Origin of the sequence: Micromonospora parathelypteridis, assembly GCF_014201145.1 — a bacterium.
Classification (GTDB): Bacteria; Actinomycetota; Actinomycetes; order Mycobacteriales; family Micromonosporaceae; genus Micromonospora; species Micromonospora parathelypteridis.
Map to the genome: position 1 here is coordinate 2,274,005 of NZ_JACHDP010000001.1, position 14,905 is coordinate 2,288,909.

The 14,905-nt window shown below is 70.2% G+C and carries 16 protein-coding genes and 1 pseudogene; 13 read left to right on the forward strand and 4 right to left on the reverse strand.

All coding sequences use genetic code 11. The annotated features are described in order from the left end of the window. Positions 1 to 99: 99 nt before the first annotated feature. The 6 genes from HNR20_RS09915 to HNR20_RS09940 all read left to right on the forward strand — a co-directional run bounded on the left by HNR20_RS09915 (position 100) and on the right by HNR20_RS09940 (position 7,642). Positions 100 to 648, forward strand: coding sequence for a Uma2 family endonuclease (locus HNR20_RS09915; RefSeq protein ID WP_184178439.1), 549 nt, complete (start codon positions 100 to 102; stop codon positions 646 to 648). 33 nt (positions 649 to 681) lie between these two features. Beyond that, positions 682 to 2,118, forward strand: coding sequence for a TldD/PmbA family protein (locus HNR20_RS09920; RefSeq protein WP_184178441.1), 1,437 nt, complete (start codon positions 682 to 684; stop codon positions 2,116 to 2,118). A gap of 55 nt (positions 2,119 to 2,173) precedes the next feature. Beyond that, positions 2,174 to 3,580 carry a TldD/PmbA family protein gene (locus tag HNR20_RS09925; RefSeq protein WP_373291002.1) on the forward strand — a complete coding sequence of 469 codons (1,407 nt, stop codon included), beginning with the start codon at positions 2,174 to 2,176 and terminating at the stop codon, positions 3,578 to 3,580. 253 nt (positions 3,581 to 3,833) lie between these two features. Then, positions 3,834 to 4,640, forward strand: a complete 807-nt coding sequence (sdhC, locus tag HNR20_RS09930) for a succinate dehydrogenase subunit SdhC (RefSeq protein WP_184178443.1) — start codon at positions 3,834 to 3,836, stop codon at positions 4,638 to 4,640. A gap of 12 nt (positions 4,641 to 4,652) precedes the next feature. Beyond that, positions 4,653 to 6,581 carry a fumarate reductase/succinate dehydrogenase flavoprotein subunit gene (locus tag HNR20_RS09935; RefSeq protein WP_184178445.1) on the forward strand — a complete coding sequence of 643 codons (1,929 nt, stop codon included), beginning with the start codon at positions 4,653 to 4,655 and terminating at the stop codon, positions 6,579 to 6,581. Further along, a complete protein-coding gene (locus HNR20_RS09940) occupies positions 6,578 to 7,642 on the forward strand; it encodes a succinate dehydrogenase/fumarate reductase iron-sulfur subunit (protein ID WP_184178447.1) in 1,065 nt (354 codons plus the stop codon). Before HNR20_RS09935 ends, HNR20_RS09940 begins: the two co-directional genes overlap by 4 nt. A 186-nt stretch (positions 7,643 to 7,828) precedes the next feature. Here HNR20_RS09940 and HNR20_RS09945 read toward each other — a convergent pair whose 3' ends face one another. Then, the gene (locus HNR20_RS09945; protein ID WP_184178449.1) at positions 7,829 to 8,269 is read right to left on the reverse strand and encodes a (deoxy)nucleoside triphosphate pyrophosphohydrolase; all 441 of its coding nucleotides are present in this window, start codon (positions 8,267 to 8,269) and stop codon (positions 7,829 to 7,831) included. 183 nt (positions 8,270 to 8,452) lie between these two features. On the opposite strand from HNR20_RS09945, the gene HNR20_RS09950 reads away from it, so the two are divergent. Then, a complete protein-coding gene (locus HNR20_RS09950) occupies positions 8,453 to 8,761 on the forward strand; it encodes a 4a-hydroxytetrahydrobiopterin dehydratase (protein ID WP_184178451.1) in 309 nt (102 codons plus the stop codon). On the opposite strand, the gene HNR20_RS09955 is transcribed toward HNR20_RS09950, so the two are convergent. After that, on the reverse strand, positions 8,748 to 9,170 hold the full coding sequence (locus tag HNR20_RS09955; RefSeq protein WP_184178453.1) for a VOC family protein: 423 nt from the start codon (positions 9,168 to 9,170) through the stop codon (positions 8,748 to 8,750). The genes HNR20_RS09950 and HNR20_RS09955 overlap by 14 nt on opposite strands. Further along, entirely contained in the window at positions 9,167 to 9,520 is a 354-nt protein-coding gene (locus HNR20_RS09960; RefSeq protein WP_184178455.1) for a DUF1801 domain-containing protein, read from the reverse strand. Before HNR20_RS09960 ends, HNR20_RS09955 begins: the two co-directional genes overlap by 4 nt. A 117-nt stretch (positions 9,521 to 9,637) precedes the next feature. Here HNR20_RS09960 and HNR20_RS09965 point away from each other — a divergent pair, with 117 nt between their 5' ends. The 6 genes and pseudogenes from HNR20_RS09965 to HNR20_RS32870 all read left to right on the forward strand — a co-directional run bounded on the left by HNR20_RS09965 (position 9,638) and on the right by HNR20_RS32870 (position 14,400). Next, the gene (locus HNR20_RS09965; RefSeq protein ID WP_184188271.1) at positions 9,638 to 10,522 is read left to right on the forward strand and encodes a LysR family transcriptional regulator; all 885 of its coding nucleotides are present in this window, start codon (positions 9,638 to 9,640) and stop codon (positions 10,520 to 10,522) included. Then, the gene (locus HNR20_RS09970; RefSeq protein ID WP_184178456.1) at positions 10,519 to 11,274 is read left to right on the forward strand and encodes a class I SAM-dependent methyltransferase; all 756 of its coding nucleotides are present in this window, start codon (positions 10,519 to 10,521) and stop codon (positions 11,272 to 11,274) included. Before HNR20_RS09965 ends, HNR20_RS09970 begins: the two co-directional genes overlap by 4 nt. A 10-nt stretch (positions 11,275 to 11,284) precedes the next feature. Next, positions 11,285 to 11,647 carry a PH domain-containing protein gene (locus HNR20_RS09975; RefSeq protein WP_110563545.1) on the forward strand — a complete coding sequence of 121 codons (363 nt, stop codon included), beginning with the start codon at positions 11,285 to 11,287 and terminating at the stop codon, positions 11,645 to 11,647. A 220-nt stretch (positions 11,648 to 11,867) separates the two neighbouring features. Further along, positions 11,868 to 12,602, forward strand: coding sequence for a class I SAM-dependent methyltransferase (locus tag HNR20_RS09980; protein WP_184178458.1), 735 nt, complete (start codon positions 11,868 to 11,870; stop codon positions 12,600 to 12,602). 184 nt (positions 12,603 to 12,786) lie between these two features. Continuing rightward, a pseudogene (locus HNR20_RS09985) lies at positions 12,787 to 13,995 on the forward strand (MFS transporter); the annotation flags it as partial. 30 nt (positions 13,996 to 14,025) lie between these two features. Then, complete coding sequence (locus tag HNR20_RS32870) at positions 14,026 to 14,400, forward strand: VOC family protein (protein WP_184188274.1); 375 nt, start codon at positions 14,026 to 14,028, stop codon at positions 14,398 to 14,400. Positions 14,401 to 14,538: 138 nt separating this feature from the next. Here HNR20_RS32870 and HNR20_RS09995 read toward each other — a convergent pair whose 3' ends face one another. After that, positions 14,539 to 14,886, reverse strand: a complete 348-nt coding sequence (locus tag HNR20_RS09995) for a cysteine hydrolase family protein (protein WP_184188277.1) — start codon at positions 14,884 to 14,886, stop codon at positions 14,539 to 14,541. Positions 14,887 to 14,905 lie beyond the last annotated feature (19 nt).

Genomic DNA, 14,905 nt, shown 5'->3' on the forward strand with positions numbered 1-14,905 from the left:
TCGCCATCCACGCCCATTCATGCCGTGTTCGCACGTCGGGTGCGACCATGGTGTCGGCAGCACCGGGAGGATTCCCGCCGGCACGAGGTGGAGGTGACGATGACCGCGGCAGTGTTCAACCACGAAGGCCCGTGGACCGAAGAGGAGTACCTCGCCCTCGGCGAGACGCAGCAACGCGTCGAACTCTTCGACGGGAGCCTCCACGTGACCCCAGCCCCCACCCCCCGGCATCAACGCATTTCCCGCAGGCTCGGCAACATCCTCGAAGCAGCTGCTGAGGCCGCCGGTCTCGAACTGCTGGAGGCGGTGAACGTCCGGCTCCGGCCCGGTCGGATACCGATCCCCGACCTCGTCGTCACCAACCCGATCGATCTCGACGAGCTGACCATCGAGGCGACCGACGTCCGGCTGGTCTGCGAGATCATTTCGCCGAGCAACGCGTCCACCGACAAGGTGCTCAAGATGCACTACTACGCCGCGGCCGGCATCGAGTGGTATCTGTTGGTGGAGCAGGTGACGGGTGCCATGCGCCTCTACCGGCGGCAGGGCGGCCACTTCGTGGAGAAGGCAACGACAAAGCGCGGCGAGGCGTTGGAGCTGACCGAGCCGGTGCGGGCCACGATCCGGCCGGAGGATCTCGTCCCCTGACGGGTGTCGGCCGGCTGGCCTAGGGTCGGTCGCATGACCGAGTTCGACGCGGCCACCGCCGCCGTCCAAGCCGCCCTCGACGCGGGCGCACGGTACGCCGACGCCCGGGTGATGCACCGCCGCTACGAGTCGATGACCGCGCGCAACGGGGACGTGGAAGAGCTGACCCAGGACGAGAGCATCGGGCTCGGTGTCCGGGCGCTGGTCGGGGCGAGTTGGGGCTTCTACGCCGTACCCGATCTCTCGGACGCCGCCGCCCGCGACGCCGGCCGACGTGCGGCGCGGACGGCGATGGCCAGCGCTCGGGTGCCCGGCCCGCCGGTCGACCTGGTGCCGGTCGAGGCGGTCACCGCCAGCTGGGCCTCCGGTTGCCAGATCGACCCGCTCGGGGTGCCGCTGTCGGACAAGGGTGACCTGCTGGTCGGCGCGACCCGCACGATGGCCGAACACGGCGCGGACCTGGCCGAAGGCCTCTACCAGATCTGGGACACCGCCAAGTGGTTCGTCTCCAGCGAGGGCCACCGGATCGACCAGCGGATCCGCGAGTGCGGTGGCGGCATCTCCGCCACCTCGATCGGTGACGGCGAGACGCAGCGCCGGTCCTGGCCGAGCTACCGAGGGCAGTACGGCACCACCGGCTGGGAGCTGGTCGAGTCGCTCGACCTGGCCGCGCACGCCGCGCAGATCGCCGAGGAGTCCAGGGCGCTGCTCACCGCACCGCCGTGCCCGGCCGGTGAGACCGATCTGATCCTCGGCGGCGAGCAGTTGGCCCTGCAGATCCACGAGTCGGTGGGTCACGCCATCGAGCTGGACCGGATCCTCGGCTGGGAGGCGGCGTTCGCCGGCACGTCCTGGCTGGACCTGGCCCAGCTCGGCTCGCTGCGCTACGGCTCGGAGCTGATGAACATCACCATCGACCCGACGATCCCGGGCGCGTTGGGCAGCTTCGGTTTCGACGACGAGGGTTCCCCGGCGGTCAAGCGGGACGCGGTCCGCGACGGCCGCTGGGTGGGTGTGCTCGCCGGCCGGGACTCCGCCGCCATCGCCAGCCTGGACTACGGCGGCAGCGTACGGGCCGACGGGTGGGCCCGGCTGCCGATGGTGCGGATGACCAACGTGGGTCTGGAACCCGGTCCGCACACTCTGGACGAGATCATCGAGGCGACCGACGACGGCGTGCTGATGGACCTCAACCGGTCCTGGTCGATCGACGACAAGCGGCTCAACTTCCAGTTCGGCTGCGAGGTCGGGTGGGAGATCAAGAAGGGTCGGCGGGGGCGGATGCTGCGCAATCCCACGTACACCGGAATCGGCCCGCTCTTCTGGCGGTCGATGGACATGCTCTCCAGCGAGACGGTCTCCTGGGGCACGCCCAACTGCGGCAAGGGCCAACCCGGCCAGACCGGGCACACCGGCCACCCGGCCGCGCCGGCCCGGTTCCGCAACGTCCGGGTGGGGGTGTCCGCGTGAGCGCGAGGAGTGAGCCGGTCTTGGGAGCCCCGCAGTCGCGAACCAAGGAGGCATCGTGAGTGGGCCTACGGAGTTGGAGCTGGCTGGGCAGGTCATCGAGCTGGTCCGGCGCCTCGGCGGCCCGGCCGCGCAGGCCGAGGCGGTGGTGACGCGCGCGGATCTGGCGCTGACCCGCTTCGCCAACTCGGCCATCCACCAGAACGTCGCGGAGTCGACCGTCGGAGTTCGGCTCCGGCTGCACGTCGACGGTCGGACCGCCGCGGGCAGCGGAAGCGTGGTCACCGCCGACGGGCTGCGCGCGTTGGTGGAGCGCACCCTGGCCGCGGCGCGGCTCTGCCCGCCCGATCCGGGCTGGCCGGGGCTTGCACCGCCCGCACCCGCACCGGACGCGCCGGGAGTCGACGAGGCCACCGCGTACGCCGAGCCGGATCAGCGGGCCGACCGGGTCGGCGCGTTCGTGGCCGCCGCCGGGGGCCTCACCACGGCCGGATACTGCCGCACCGCGCACCGCTCGTCGGCGTTCGCCAACTCGGCCGGGCACACCGCGCACGGCCGCTCCGCGGAGGCGGCGATGGACGGCATCGCCCGCCTCGACGGCGCGGACGGGGTGGCCCGGCGCTACACCGACCAGCTCTCCGACCTCGACGGTGCCGAGTTGGGCGCGCAGGCGGCGGCGAAGGCGCAGGCCGCGGCGGACCCGCTCGAGCTGCCCCCGGGGCGTTACGAGGTGGTGTTCGAGCCGGCCGCTGTGGCCGACCTGCTGCAGAACCTCTCCTGGTACGGCTTCAACGGCAAGCGGTACGCCGAGCGGCAGTCGTTCGCGGAGCCGGGGGCGGCCCAGTTCGACTCGACGGTGACCCTGGTCGACGACCCGCTGGGCTCGTCGGGTCTACCGTTCGACGCGGAGGGCACCGGTCGACGGGCGCTGACCCTGGTCGAGGCGGGCACCACCCGGGCGGTGACACACGACCGGCGGACGGCCGCCGAGGCGGGCGCGGAGTCCACCGGGCACGCGGTCGCGGGTGGGGCAACCTGGGGCCCGATGGCCCGCAACCTACGCCTCTCCGGCGCGCAGGCCGGCCCGGCCAGCCCGGTTGGCCGGAGCACCACCGGCGCGGCGGCCGGTGCGGTGGTCGACGCGGACACCGCGGCGCTGGTCGCTGGCGTACGCCGAGGGTTGTTGGTCAGCGATCTCTGGTACACCCGGGTGCTGGACCCGAAGAGCCTCGTCGTCACCGGGTTGACCCGCAACGGCGTCTGGTTGATCGAGGACGGCACCGTCGTGCGGGCGGTACGCGACCTGCGGTTCACCGAGTCGTACCCGCGGGCCCTCGGGCCCGGGGCGGTGCTCGGGCTGGGCGCGCGGGCGGTGCGCCAACCGGACCGGGTGGACGGTGCGTGGTGGGCTGCGCCCTCGCTGCGACTCGCGTCCTGGCACTTCACCGGAGGTGCGTCCGGCTGAGCGCAGTGACGTTCGTGCCAGCGCCTCATCGATCGGCGTGCCGGTGCTTTTCCGCAGGCCAGACACACGGGACACTCCCTTGCGCGGACGGCTCGCAGAGATCGGCGTAACGTGTGTCACTTAGCTGCGTCGGTCGACCCGGCGTGGTCGTTGGTGTGCGCATGACGTGGCAGCGGGTGCGGGTTCGCCGGTCCGCGTGCCGACCGGAGAAAGATCAGCCCGCCCGTACGGGCCCGTCGAGGAGACGACTCGAATGACTTCAACGGCAACGAGGCCGCGGGGAGCGCGGGCGCGCGCCGCCATCGCGGCGAAGACGTTGCGTACCGACCGCTGGTGGTTCGCCCCACTGATCACCGTGATCGGGCTCAGCGCCTGGGTCGCGTACGCGACGGTCCGGGTCTTCCAGCATGACAACTACTGGGTGGACGAGTTCCACTACCTGACCCCGTTCTATTCCCCGTGCGTGACTGACCGGTGTGTCGAGGCAGCCTCGCACTTCGGCCGGTTCCTGCCCGGCTGGTGGATCATCCCGGATGCCGCGCTGACCCTGCCGTTCCTGCTGCTATTCCGGCTCACCTGCTACTACTACCGCAAGGCCTACTACCGGTCGTTCTGGCTGTCGCCGCCGGCCTGCGCCGTCCCGGACGGTCACAAGGAGTACGGCGGTGAGACGCGCTTCCCGCTGCTCGGTCAGAACCTGCACCGCTACTTCTTCTACGCCGCGGCGATCATCTCGCTGATCAACACCTGGGACGCGATCCTCGCCTTCCACTCGCCAAAGGGTTTCGGCTTCGGGCTGGGCAACATCATCCTGCTGGTCAACGTGGTGGCGCTCTGGGCGTACACGATCTCCTGCCACTCGTGCCGGCACATCATCGGTGGCCGGCTCAAGCACTTCTCCAAGCACCCGGTGCGGTACAAGGCCTGGACGTTCGTCTCGGCCCTGAACGTCCGGCACATGCAGCTCGCCTGGATCACCCTCGGCACCCTGGCGCTGGCCGACTTCTACATCATGGCGCTCGCGGCTGACTGGTTCTCCGACCTGCGGTTCATCAACTAAAGGGCCCCTGACATGACCACTACCACTCGTATCGAACGACACCACTACGACGTCGTCGTCATCGGGGCCGGCGGCGCCGGTCTGCGCGCGGCGATCGAGGCCCGGCTCGCCGGCAAGAAGACCGCGATCATCTCCAAGTCGCTCTTCGGCAAGGCGCACACGGTGATGGCCGAGGGCGGCGCGGCGGCCGCGATGGGCAACGTGAACAGCCGGGACAACTGGCAGGTGCACTTCCGCGACACCATGCGCGGCGGCAAGTTCCTGAACAACTTCCGGATGGCCGAGCTGCACGCGAAGGAGTCGCCGCAGCGGATCTGGGAGCTGGAGACGTACGGTGCGCTCTTCGACCGCACCAAGGACGGCAAGATCTCCCAGCGCAACTTCGGCGGCCACGAGTACCCGCGCCTGGCACACGTGGGCGACCGGACCGGCCTGGAGCTGATCCGCACCCTCCAGCAGAAGATCGTCTCGCTGCAGCAGGAGGACCAGCGGGAGTTCGGCTCGTACGACGCCCGGATCAGGGTGTTCTCCGAGACCACCATCACCGAGCTGCTGCTCGACGGTGACCGGGTCGCCGGCGCGTTCGGCTACTACCGCGAGTCGGGCGAGTTCGTCCTCTTCGAGGCGCCGGCCGTCGTGCTGGCCACCGGCGGCGTCGGGCGCTCCTACAAGGTCACCTCGAACTCGTGGGAGTACACCGGGGACGGGCACGCGTTGGCGCTGCGCGCCGGGGCGACGCTGATCAACATGGAGTTCCTCCAGTTCCACCCGACCGGCATGGTCTGGCCGCCCTCGGTGAAGGGCATCCTGGTCACCGAATCGGTGCGCGGCGACGGTGGCGTTCTGAAGAACTCCGACGGCAAGCGGTTCATGTTCGACTACGTCCCCGACGTCTTCCGCAAGCAGTACGCGGAGACCGAGGAAGAGGCGGACCGCTGGTACACCGACCCGGACAACAACCGGCGCCCGCCGGAGCTGCTGCCCCGCGACGAGGTGGCCCGCGCGATCAACAGTGAGGTCAAGGCCGGGCGGGGCTCCCCCGCCGGTGGCGTCTTCCTGGACATCGCGAGCCGGCGTTCGTCTGACGAGATCCGCCGACGGCTGCCGTCGATGTACCACCAGTTCAAGGAGCTGGCCGACGTCGACATCACCTCCGAGCCGATGGAGGTCGGGCCGACCTGCCACTACGTGATGGGCGGCGTGGAGGTGGACCCGGACTCGGGTGCCGCCTTCGGCCACGTACGCGGGCTGTTCGCCGCCGGCGAGGTCTCCGGCGGTATGCACGGCTCCAACCGCCTGGGCGGCAACTCGCTGTCCGACCTGCTGGTCTTCGGCAAGCGGGCGGGCGGGCACGCGGCCAGCTACGCCGACGGGCTGCCCGCCCGGCCGAAGGTGGCCGTGGACGCGGTCGAGGCTGCTGTGGAAACCGCGTTGGCCCCGCTGCAGCGGGACACCGGCGAGAGCCCGTACACCCTGCAGCAGGACCTCCAGGCGGTCATGGGGGATCTGGTGGGGATCATCCGCCGGGAGGGCGAACTGGCCGACGCGCTCCGCCGGCTCGCCGAGCTGCGTGAGCGGGTGGCCAAGGTGAGCGCGGCCGGCGGCCGACGCTACAACCCGGGCTGGCACCTGGCCCTGGACCTGCGCAACATGCTGGTGGTCTCGGAGTGCACCGCGATGGCGGCGCTGGAGCGGCAGGAGTCGCGTGGCGGGCACACCCGGGAGGACTATCCGGCGATGGAGCCGAAGTGGCGGCAGGTCAACCTGGTCTGCGCGTTGGACGGCGACACCGTGCAGCTGACCCGCAAGCCGCTGCCGAAGATGCGGCCGGAGCTGATCGGCCTCTTCGACCGGGCCGAGCTGGGCAAGTACCTCACCGACGAGGAGCTCGCTGACTTCGACGCCCTCGTCGCCGACGCTGGAGAGGCGGACAACCGATGAGCGCGAAGCGTCAGTTCCGGATCTGGCGGGGTGACGAGACCGGCGGGGACCTGCAGGACTACATGGTCGAGGTGAACGAGGGCGAGGTCGTCCTCGACGTCATCCATCGTCTGCAGGCCACCGACGCGCCCGACCTGGCCTGCCGCTGGAACTGCAAGGCCGGCAAGTGCGGCTCCTGCTCCATGGAGATCAACGGCAAGCCGCGGCTGGGCTGCATGACCCGGATGTCGACCTTCGGCGACGAGGAGACCGTCACGGTCACCCCGCTGCGCACCTTCCCGGTCATCCGGGACCTGGTCACCGACGTCTCGTTCAACTACGAGAAGGCACGGGAGACTCCCGCGTTCGCCCCGCCGGCGGACGTGGCTCCCGGTGACTACCGGATGCAGCAGGTCGACGTCGAGCGCTCGCAGGAGTTCCGCAAGTGCATCGAGTGCTTCCTGTGCCAGACGGTCTGCCACGTGATTCGCGATCACGACGAGAACAAGCAGGCGTTCTCCGGCCCGCGATACTTCATCCGCGCGGCCGAGCTGGACATGCACCCGCTGGACAGCCGGACCGACCGCAAGGAGTACGCGCAGGCGGAACAGGGCCTCGGATTCTGCAACATCACCAAGTGCTGCACCGAGGTCTGCCCCGAGCACATCAAGATCACTGACAACGGGATCATCCCCATGAAGGAACGAGTCGTCGACCGCAGGTACGATCCCCTTGTGTGGCTTGGTAGCAAGATCTTCCGTCGGGGCGAGACGCCCCAGACCAGCGTGACCACCGCCCGTCACGGCTCTGCGACGCCGGGCTCAGCCCGGGATGGGGTGCACTCGCACGCGGGTGGCTCCCACGACTCGCAGGCTGAGGCGCAGGCGCAGAGCGGCGTCAACTGGCATCGGGAGGTGCCCCACCCGACCGCTCCGGCGGTCGACGACCGGGGCAAGCTGCCGCTGACCGAGCTCACCTTCGACCGGGCCGCCGCGCCGTCGCCGTTCGGCGACGACGTGACCTTCCCGCTGCCTCCGGAGCACCTCAACTTCGCGCACCCGGAGCAGGACGACAAGCACTGAGCACCTCAACGACGACGGGGGCCGCGGCAACAGCCGCCGGCCCCCGTCCCATTCCCCCACCCACCCCGACCCCCGCTCCCGCTCCCGCTCCCGCCCGTTGATCATGAAGTTATTGCTGCGACACGCCGGAGAGCGCGGCAATAACTTCATGATCAACGGGGGGCACGCGGGGGGCCGGCCGGGGGGTTAGGTGGGTTTTAGGAGGGGGCGGAGGGCTGCGACGATGGGGGCGTCGGCCGGGAGCCAGGTGACCGAGTCCAGTTCGTCGGCGGCGAGCCAGCGGAGCGCGGAGTGTTCCAGGGCCTGCGGCTGGTCGCCGTGCAGCAGGCGCGCGGCGTACACCTTGAGCACTGAGCGGCCGTGCGCCATCCGTACGTTGCGGCCGACCCGATCGCCGATCTCCACGCGTACGGCCAACTCCTCGGCGCACTCCCGGATCAGCGCGTCGGTCTCGGCCTCCCCCGGCTCGACCTTCCCGCCGGGAAACTCCCACATCCCCGCCACCTCCGGCGGGGCGGAACGCGCACAGGCGAGCACCCGCCCGTCCCGGATGATCGCCGCACCGACGATCACCTTCAGGTCCCGTCGCTCGGCCTGCCCACCATCATTCGCCCGTTCGGTCCGCACGGGCGTCCAGGGTGCCAGATCAATCGGCGGTTTGGGTACCGTAGCCGTCCGCTAGGCCAACAGAACACGGAAGTGTGGGCGTGGACACCCCTTCCGAGCGGCGAGAGACTAGGGGACACCGACAAGACACGGGATGGCGACGATTTGGCCACGAGCCGACAACGGCGCTTGGGGGGTGCGGTGATGCGCGTGCTGTTCAACAGCAGGGCAAAGCACGACTATCTTTCCGACGCGTTGACCCTGCTATCTGGTTGGACGCGCGAAGGCGAGCAGATCCGACGGACGCTCGCGCTCGACGATACCCAACACGCCGCCCTGACTGAACGGGTCAAGGTCGTCGCGGACGCGCTGCACCTGCGTCCCGAGATCAGCCGCTCGCCCGACAGCACGCAGATCCGGGTCGGGCACGGCAACGGCGAGCCGCTGACCGAGGGTGAGGTCCTGTTGGCCGCCCGCATCGAGGACGCCTACCGGGCGGTCACCGAGTCCTGACGGCCGGGTCCGGACCCACCTCCGCGTCCTGGGGGTACCAGCGCAGCTCCACCGAGTTGCCGTCCGGATCTTGAACGTAGATCGACGTCGCCGACCCGCGCGCGCCGAACCGCCCGACCGGCCCGGTCAGCACCGTGAAGGCCCCGGAGTCGACCACCCGGGCCCAGTCCAGCGGTGCCACCACCAGGCAGAAGTGGTCGATGTTCGTGCCCTGCCGCTCGCCTCGGACGAGGTCGATGATGCTGTCGCGGCTGATCCGCACCGACGGGAACGGGACGGCACCCGCACGCCACTCGTCGACCCGTACCGGTGCCAACCCGAGTCGACCGCAGTAGAAGTCCAGGGAGCGCTCCACGTCGGCGACAGTCAACACAAGATGGTCGAAGCCAGTCACCCGCACCTCGCTCACGCCTCCTCCAGTTCGGCCGCCGCGCACATCCAGTCGGTGAACAGGGCCGGATCGATGTCGGCGACGGCACGCAGCTTCACCACCGCCATCGCTCGGGCGGCGGGCACCAGTCGCCCGGACGGGTCGGTGATCTCCTGCCCCCGCCACAGCCCGAAGGTCACGTAGGACCCGTGGGCCTTGAAGAAGCAGACCGGGCGTTGACCAGGCCGGTCGCCCAGGCTCCAGACCGGGTGCCCGTGCCAGACCGCGCCGGTTGCCCGGGGTACGGCCGCCGCGATCACCGGTGTCAGCTTCTCCCCGATCTCGCGCAGCGGGCCGGCCAGGCCGGCCAGGTAGTCGTCGATGCTCATCTCGCAGCCTCTCGGTCGAATGGTTGCCGTGCCGCGTTTACGATCCGCGAACGGGGACCTCGGACCAAGATCTGATGCCGCTACGATCGTTGTCCACAGGTCAACGATGGAGGCGTGGTGCTGGAGCGGTACGAGGTCGAGACGTTCCTGACGCTCGCCGAGGAGCTGCATTTCGGCCGGACCGCCGAGCGGCTGACCGTCAGCACCGGCCGGGTCAGCCACGTCGTCAAGAAGCTGGAGCGCCGGATCGGCGCACCACTGTTTGCCCGGACCAGTCGGGTCGTCCAGCTCACTCCGATCGGCCGGCAACTCGCCGACGACCTGGCTCCACTCGTCGCCGGGATGGACGAGGCAGTCCGCCGCGCGGTCGACACCGGCCGAGGCGTCACCGGGACGCTACGGGTGGCGTTCCTCGGCGAGTGGACCGCGCCGGTGCTGCTCCGCGCAGTCGCCCTGTTCACCGAACGACACCCCGACTGCCGGGTGGACGTGCACGAGGCGCAGCTGTCCAACACCCGTTCCGGGCTGGTCGACGGCTCCACGGACGTGTTGATCGCCTCGTACCCCTTCGACGGGATGGCCACCGGCCCGGCGCTGCTCTCCGAGGACCGGGCACTGGCGGTGCCGGCGAATCACCCGCTCGCCCGGGAACGGTCCGTGTCACTGGAGGTGCTCGCCGACCACCCGGTGGTGCAGTACCCGACAGCGACCTCGCTGGAATTCAAGCGGGACCGCACCCCGGACCGCACCCCGTCCGGCCGGCCGGTGCCGAAGGGTCCCTCCGGGAACACCTTCTCCGAGATGCTGTCGCTGGTCGCGCTGGGTCGGGGCGTACTGCCGGTGGGCGACAACACGCGGCGCTACTACCCACGCCCCGACGTGGCCTACGTGCCCATCCACGACGCGCCACCGATCGAACGTGGGCCGGTCTGGCTGCCCAGCAACACCACCACCCGGGTACGCGAGTTCGTCCGCGCCGCAGCCGACGCGAACGCCCGATGAGGCACGGGGAGTTCCGCCACCACCGGCTGGTCCAGGTCTACGACGCCGAGTGCCCGTGGGGGCCCGACGACGACTTCTTCCAGGCGGTGGTCGACGAGACCCCGGCCGCCCGGGTCCTCGACCTGGGCTGTGGCACCGGCCGGCTGACCGTCGCCCTCGCCGCCGCCGGCCACACCGTCACCGGCGTCGACCCCGCCGGCGCGTCCCTGGCCGCCGCCCGCGCCCGGCCGGGCGGTGAGCGGGTGACCTGGATCGAGGGCACCTCGGCGCTGCTGCCGAGCCAGGCGTTCGACGTGGCGATCCTGACCAGCCACGTAGCGCAATTCTTCGTCGACGCCGCGGAGTGGGCGCGTACCCTCGGCGACCTGCGGCGGGCGCTCGTGCCCGGCGGCCGGCTGGCGTTCGACGCCCGCGACCCGGCGGACCGCCGCTGGGAACGGTGGAACCCGGTGGATTCGCACCGGCGGATCGCGCTGCCGGACGGCGGCGAGGTCCGCGCGTGGACCAAAGTCACCGGGGTACGCGACGGAGTGGTCGACTTCACCCACCACTACCACTTCGCCGATGGTGCGGAGTTGCTCAGCTCGGCGGCCCTCCGCTTCCGCACGGAGGCCGAGCTGCGCAACTCCCTGGCCACGGCGGGCTTCACTGTGGACCGCGTCCACGGCGGCTGGCGGGGCGAGCCGGTGGGCCAGGGCGACGGTGAGTTCGTGGTGATCGCCCGCGCCGGCACGCTGGCACCGGTTTTCTAGCCTTGGACACATGGCGAACATCGCGTATGACCGCAAAGAGCAGGTCCAGCAGATCGAGAGTGGCCTCCTCGACGGTGAGCAGATCATCGCCGTCTACGACGCCGTCGGCACCGGCACCGGGTTCATCGGGCTGACCGACCGACGCGTGATCATCCAGGACCGCTCCTTCATCGGGAAGCGGTTCGCGATCACCAGCATCCCGTACTCGAAGATCACCAGCGTGAGCGTGGTCAGCAACAAGTCGTGGGGCGGTTCGTTCTTCTCCACCGGGGCGATCGCCATCCACGTCGGGACGCACACCTACGAGGTGGAGTTCCGTGGCGCGCAGAAGAGCCACCACGTACACAACGTGATCCTGCACCACATCTCCTGACCGCACGTCCCGTCGTGGGCCCGGCCGGCGTAATTGCCTTGCCGGGCCCACGACGTCTCTGGTGTCCTCGGTCCACAGCCGCGCGAAGGGAGCAGCCACCATGCCTGACACGACGAGGTCCCCCGAACCCACCGTCATCCGACCTGAGGAATCGAGACTTCGTGAGCAGGACCGTTCCCCCGGCGCTGGGCGCCGCTGACCCCAACCCCGGAGGCCGCTGATGTCGGTCTTCGACGATCCCGGCCTCTTCGGCCGGCTCTGGGCCGCCGGATACGACGATGGCGGCACCAACCCCGACCCGACACCCGCCGTGGACTTCCTGGCCGACCTGGCCGACGGCGGCCCGGTTCTCGAACTGGCGATCGGCACCGGCCGGGTCGCGCTGCCGCTGGCCGAACGCGGCCTCGCCGTGCACGGCGTCGAGGCGTCCGAGGAGATGCTCGCGCAACTGCGGGCGAAGCCCGGCGGCGACCGGATCCCGGTGGTCGTCGCCGACATGGCGGACGTACCGGTGGTCGGTGAGTTCCGACTCGCGTACCTGGTCTTCAACACCCTGTTCAACCTGGTGGACGCCGAGCGGCAGGCGGACTGCTTCCGCAACGTCGCCCGGGTGCTGTCGCCCGGCGGCGCATTCGTCATCGAGACGTTCGTGCCCGACCCGCGCAGCTTCGATTCGGACGAGCAGGTGCAGGTGCGTGCGGTCACCGAGGACTCCGCGACGATTCGGCTGCACCGGTACGACCGGCCGGCGCAGCGGTTCATCCGGCAGACCATCACGTTCGACGCGGACGGTGTGCACCTGAAGCCGTTCGCCATGCGCTATGCCTGGCCCCACCAGATCGACGAGATGGCGCAGCAGGCAGGGCTCCGGCTCACCGAGCGGTACGCCGACTGGCACCGGCGACCGTTCACCGCCGACAGCCCGTCGCACATCTCCGTCTACCGGGCGGAGTAGCGGCGGTCGGTCGACCCCGGCTCCCGACGACCAGTCACGAGGGGGCCGGGGTCGATCCCCGTTGGCGGAAGCGAGATCGAACAAGCCGACCTGGTCGTCCCTGGCGCTGTCGCTCACCCTGGGCGGATTCTGCTGTTGGCAGTCATTGTTGATCCGCAGGGCCCTCGACGGGTCAGCTGGCATCATGCCGTCCCGCTTCCCGCGCTCCTCGCCGTACTGGCCGGTGGTCAGTCACCCACAGCTCCGGCGCGTCCTGCCCGGGCTTGCCGTGTCCGCACTCGGCGACGGCATGGCGGTGGTCGCGGTCACCTGGCTCGCCATCCAACTCGCGCCGTCGGGCCAGCGCGGCACCTGGATCGCGCTGGCCATGGCGGCGTACACACTGCCCAGCGCGGCCGGGACCGTCATCTTCGGCCGGCTGCTGCGGGGGCGCAGCGGCGCCCAACTCGCCGGATGGGACGCGATCCTGCGGGCCTCGGCGCTCGCGGCGATCCCTCTCGCGCACCTCACCGGTGTGCTCACCGTCTGGCTGTACGTCGTCCTGCTCGCCGCCTCGGCGTTACTGCACTCGTGGGGTACCGCTGGGCGCTTCACCCTGATCGCCGAGCTGCTGCCGCCGCAGCACCACCTGCCGGCGAACGCGCTGCTCACCACCGTCGCCGCATTCGCCACCATCGTCGGCCCGCCGCTGGCGGGCATCATGATCGGCTGGGTGAGCCCAGTGTGGGTCATCGCTGTCGACGCCGTCACCTTCGCCGCGCTGGCCCTCACGTACCGTTTCGCCCTGCCTGTCAGCGGCGGCGTCCACCGGTCCGAGCGCGGCGCCTCGCGGACGGCCGGTTTCGCGGTCATCCGCCACGACCACACCCTGCTGGGCCTGCTGGTGTTGAGCCTCGGGTTCTTCTTCCTCTTCGGACCGGTGTACGTGGCCATGCCGATCCACATCACCGACGACCTGCACGCCTCCGCGACGCTGCTCGGCATCTACCACACCGCCTTCGGCGTCGGCGGCCTCGTCGGAGGCGTGATCGCCGGTCATCTCCGCAACTGGCCGATGCGGGCCACCACCATCGGCATCGTCATCGGGTTCGGGGCTGCCATGCTGCCCCTCGGCCTGGGCGCACCGGTCAGCCTTTCGCTGCCGGCCTTCGCGCTCGCCGGCGTGATCTGGGCGCCGTACCGGTCCACCTCGATGGCGCTCTTCCAGCGCAGCACGTCGACGGCGCAGCTACCCGCGGTACTCGCGGCGAACGGCGCCATCCTCGTGCTGGCGGTGCCGTTGGGCACCATGCTGGGAGGGCCCCTGGTGGGTGCCATCGGCGCCCGCCCGACGATGCTGCTCTGCGCCGTGGCGATCGTGACGCTCGGCGTGATCGCCGGGGGATTCGCGATCTCGTCGTACCCGGGGCGCACAATGCCGCGTATGTCTGAGCCCTCTCCGCACCGGCACCACGCCATCGACTACGTCGAGCTCACGGTGACCGACCTCGTCGAGGCCAAGCGCTTCTACGCCGACGCGTTCGGCTGGCAGTTCAACGACTACGGGCCGGGGTACGCCGGCATCCGGAGCCCGCACGGCGACGCCGCACCCGAGGTGGGCGGCCTCCGTCTGGACCAGGACGTCCGGGCCGGCGGCCCACTGATCCTGCTCTACTCGAGCGACCTGGACGGGTCCGTGCAGGCCGTGAAGGACGCTGGCGGCCAGGTGGTGAAGGGGCCGTACGAGTTCCCCGGCGGCCGCCGGTTCCACTTCACCGACACCAGCGGCAACGAGTTGGGCGTCTGGGCCGAGCAGTAGCGCGCCTCAACGCCGTCCGGGCGGCTGGCGCCCGTTTCTTCGTCAAGATCATGCTCGATCATGGATGTAGTGGTGTTCCACCTCCGGCGAGGCCACTACATCCAGGATCGAGCGCGATCTTGACGGGCGCTGACTGGTCTACCGGAGGTCCTCGCCACTTATGACGAGGCAGCCGAACATGTCGTTGAGGACAGCTCGCTGGTGGTCGGTCAAGGGGTTCGCGAAGATCGCGACGCCGACTCCGCACGCCCGGCACGCATCGGCGACCTCGCGGGCCTTGCCGGGGCTGAGCAACGTCCGTCGCGAGAAGGGCGTGGCCATCTTGTCCACACCGCCGGACGAGACACCCCGCCGCTGAACGTGTCGGCTCACGACGTGGCCGCCGCGGGCTTCCACGGAGGCGGCCAGAAGATCGAGCTTCCTGCCAAATTCCTTGTCCTTGGCCGAAAACAGGCCCACCAGCGCCACGTCGACGCCTGCCAGCACTGCGTTCAAGGTCCCGGTC

Bases quoted from the DNA above. Each gene is read 5' to 3' on its own strand.
- HNR20_RS09960 (WP_184178455.1), bottom strand. From the start codon at position 9,520: ATGAGCATCGACGACTACCTGGCCGGCCTGGCCGGCCCGCTGCGCGAG.
- HNR20_RS32870 (WP_184188274.1), top strand. From the start codon at position 14,026: ATGTCTGAGCCCTCTCCGCACCGGCACCACGCCATCGACTACGTCGAG.
- HNR20_RS09940 (WP_184178447.1), top strand. From the start codon at position 6,578: ATGAGCGCGAAGCGTCAGTTCCGGATCTGGCGGGGTGACGAGACCGGC.
- HNR20_RS09975 (WP_110563545.1), top strand. From the start codon at position 11,285: ATGGCGAACATCGCGTATGACCGCAAAGAGCAGGTCCAGCAGATCGAG.
- HNR20_RS09950 (WP_184178451.1), top strand. From the start codon at position 8,453: ATGCGCGTGCTGTTCAACAGCAGGGCAAAGCACGACTATCTTTCCGAC.
- HNR20_RS09980 (WP_184178458.1), top strand. From the start codon at position 11,868: ATGTCGGTCTTCGACGATCCCGGCCTCTTCGGCCGGCTCTGGGCCGCC.
- HNR20_RS09920 (WP_184178441.1), top strand. From the start codon at position 682: ATGACCGAGTTCGACGCGGCCACCGCCGCCGTCCAAGCCGCCCTCGAC.
- HNR20_RS09935 (WP_184178445.1), top strand. From the start codon at position 4,653: ATGACCACTACCACTCGTATCGAACGACACCACTACGACGTCGTCGTC.
- HNR20_RS09915 (WP_184178439.1), top strand. From the start codon at position 100: ATGACCGCGGCAGTGTTCAACCACGAAGGCCCGTGGACCGAAGAGGAG.
- sdhC (WP_184178443.1), top strand. From the start codon at position 3,834: ATGACTTCAACGGCAACGAGGCCGCGGGGAGCGCGGGCGCGCGCCGCC.
- HNR20_RS09970 (WP_184178456.1), top strand. From the start codon at position 10,519: ATGAGGCACGGGGAGTTCCGCCACCACCGGCTGGTCCAGGTCTACGAC.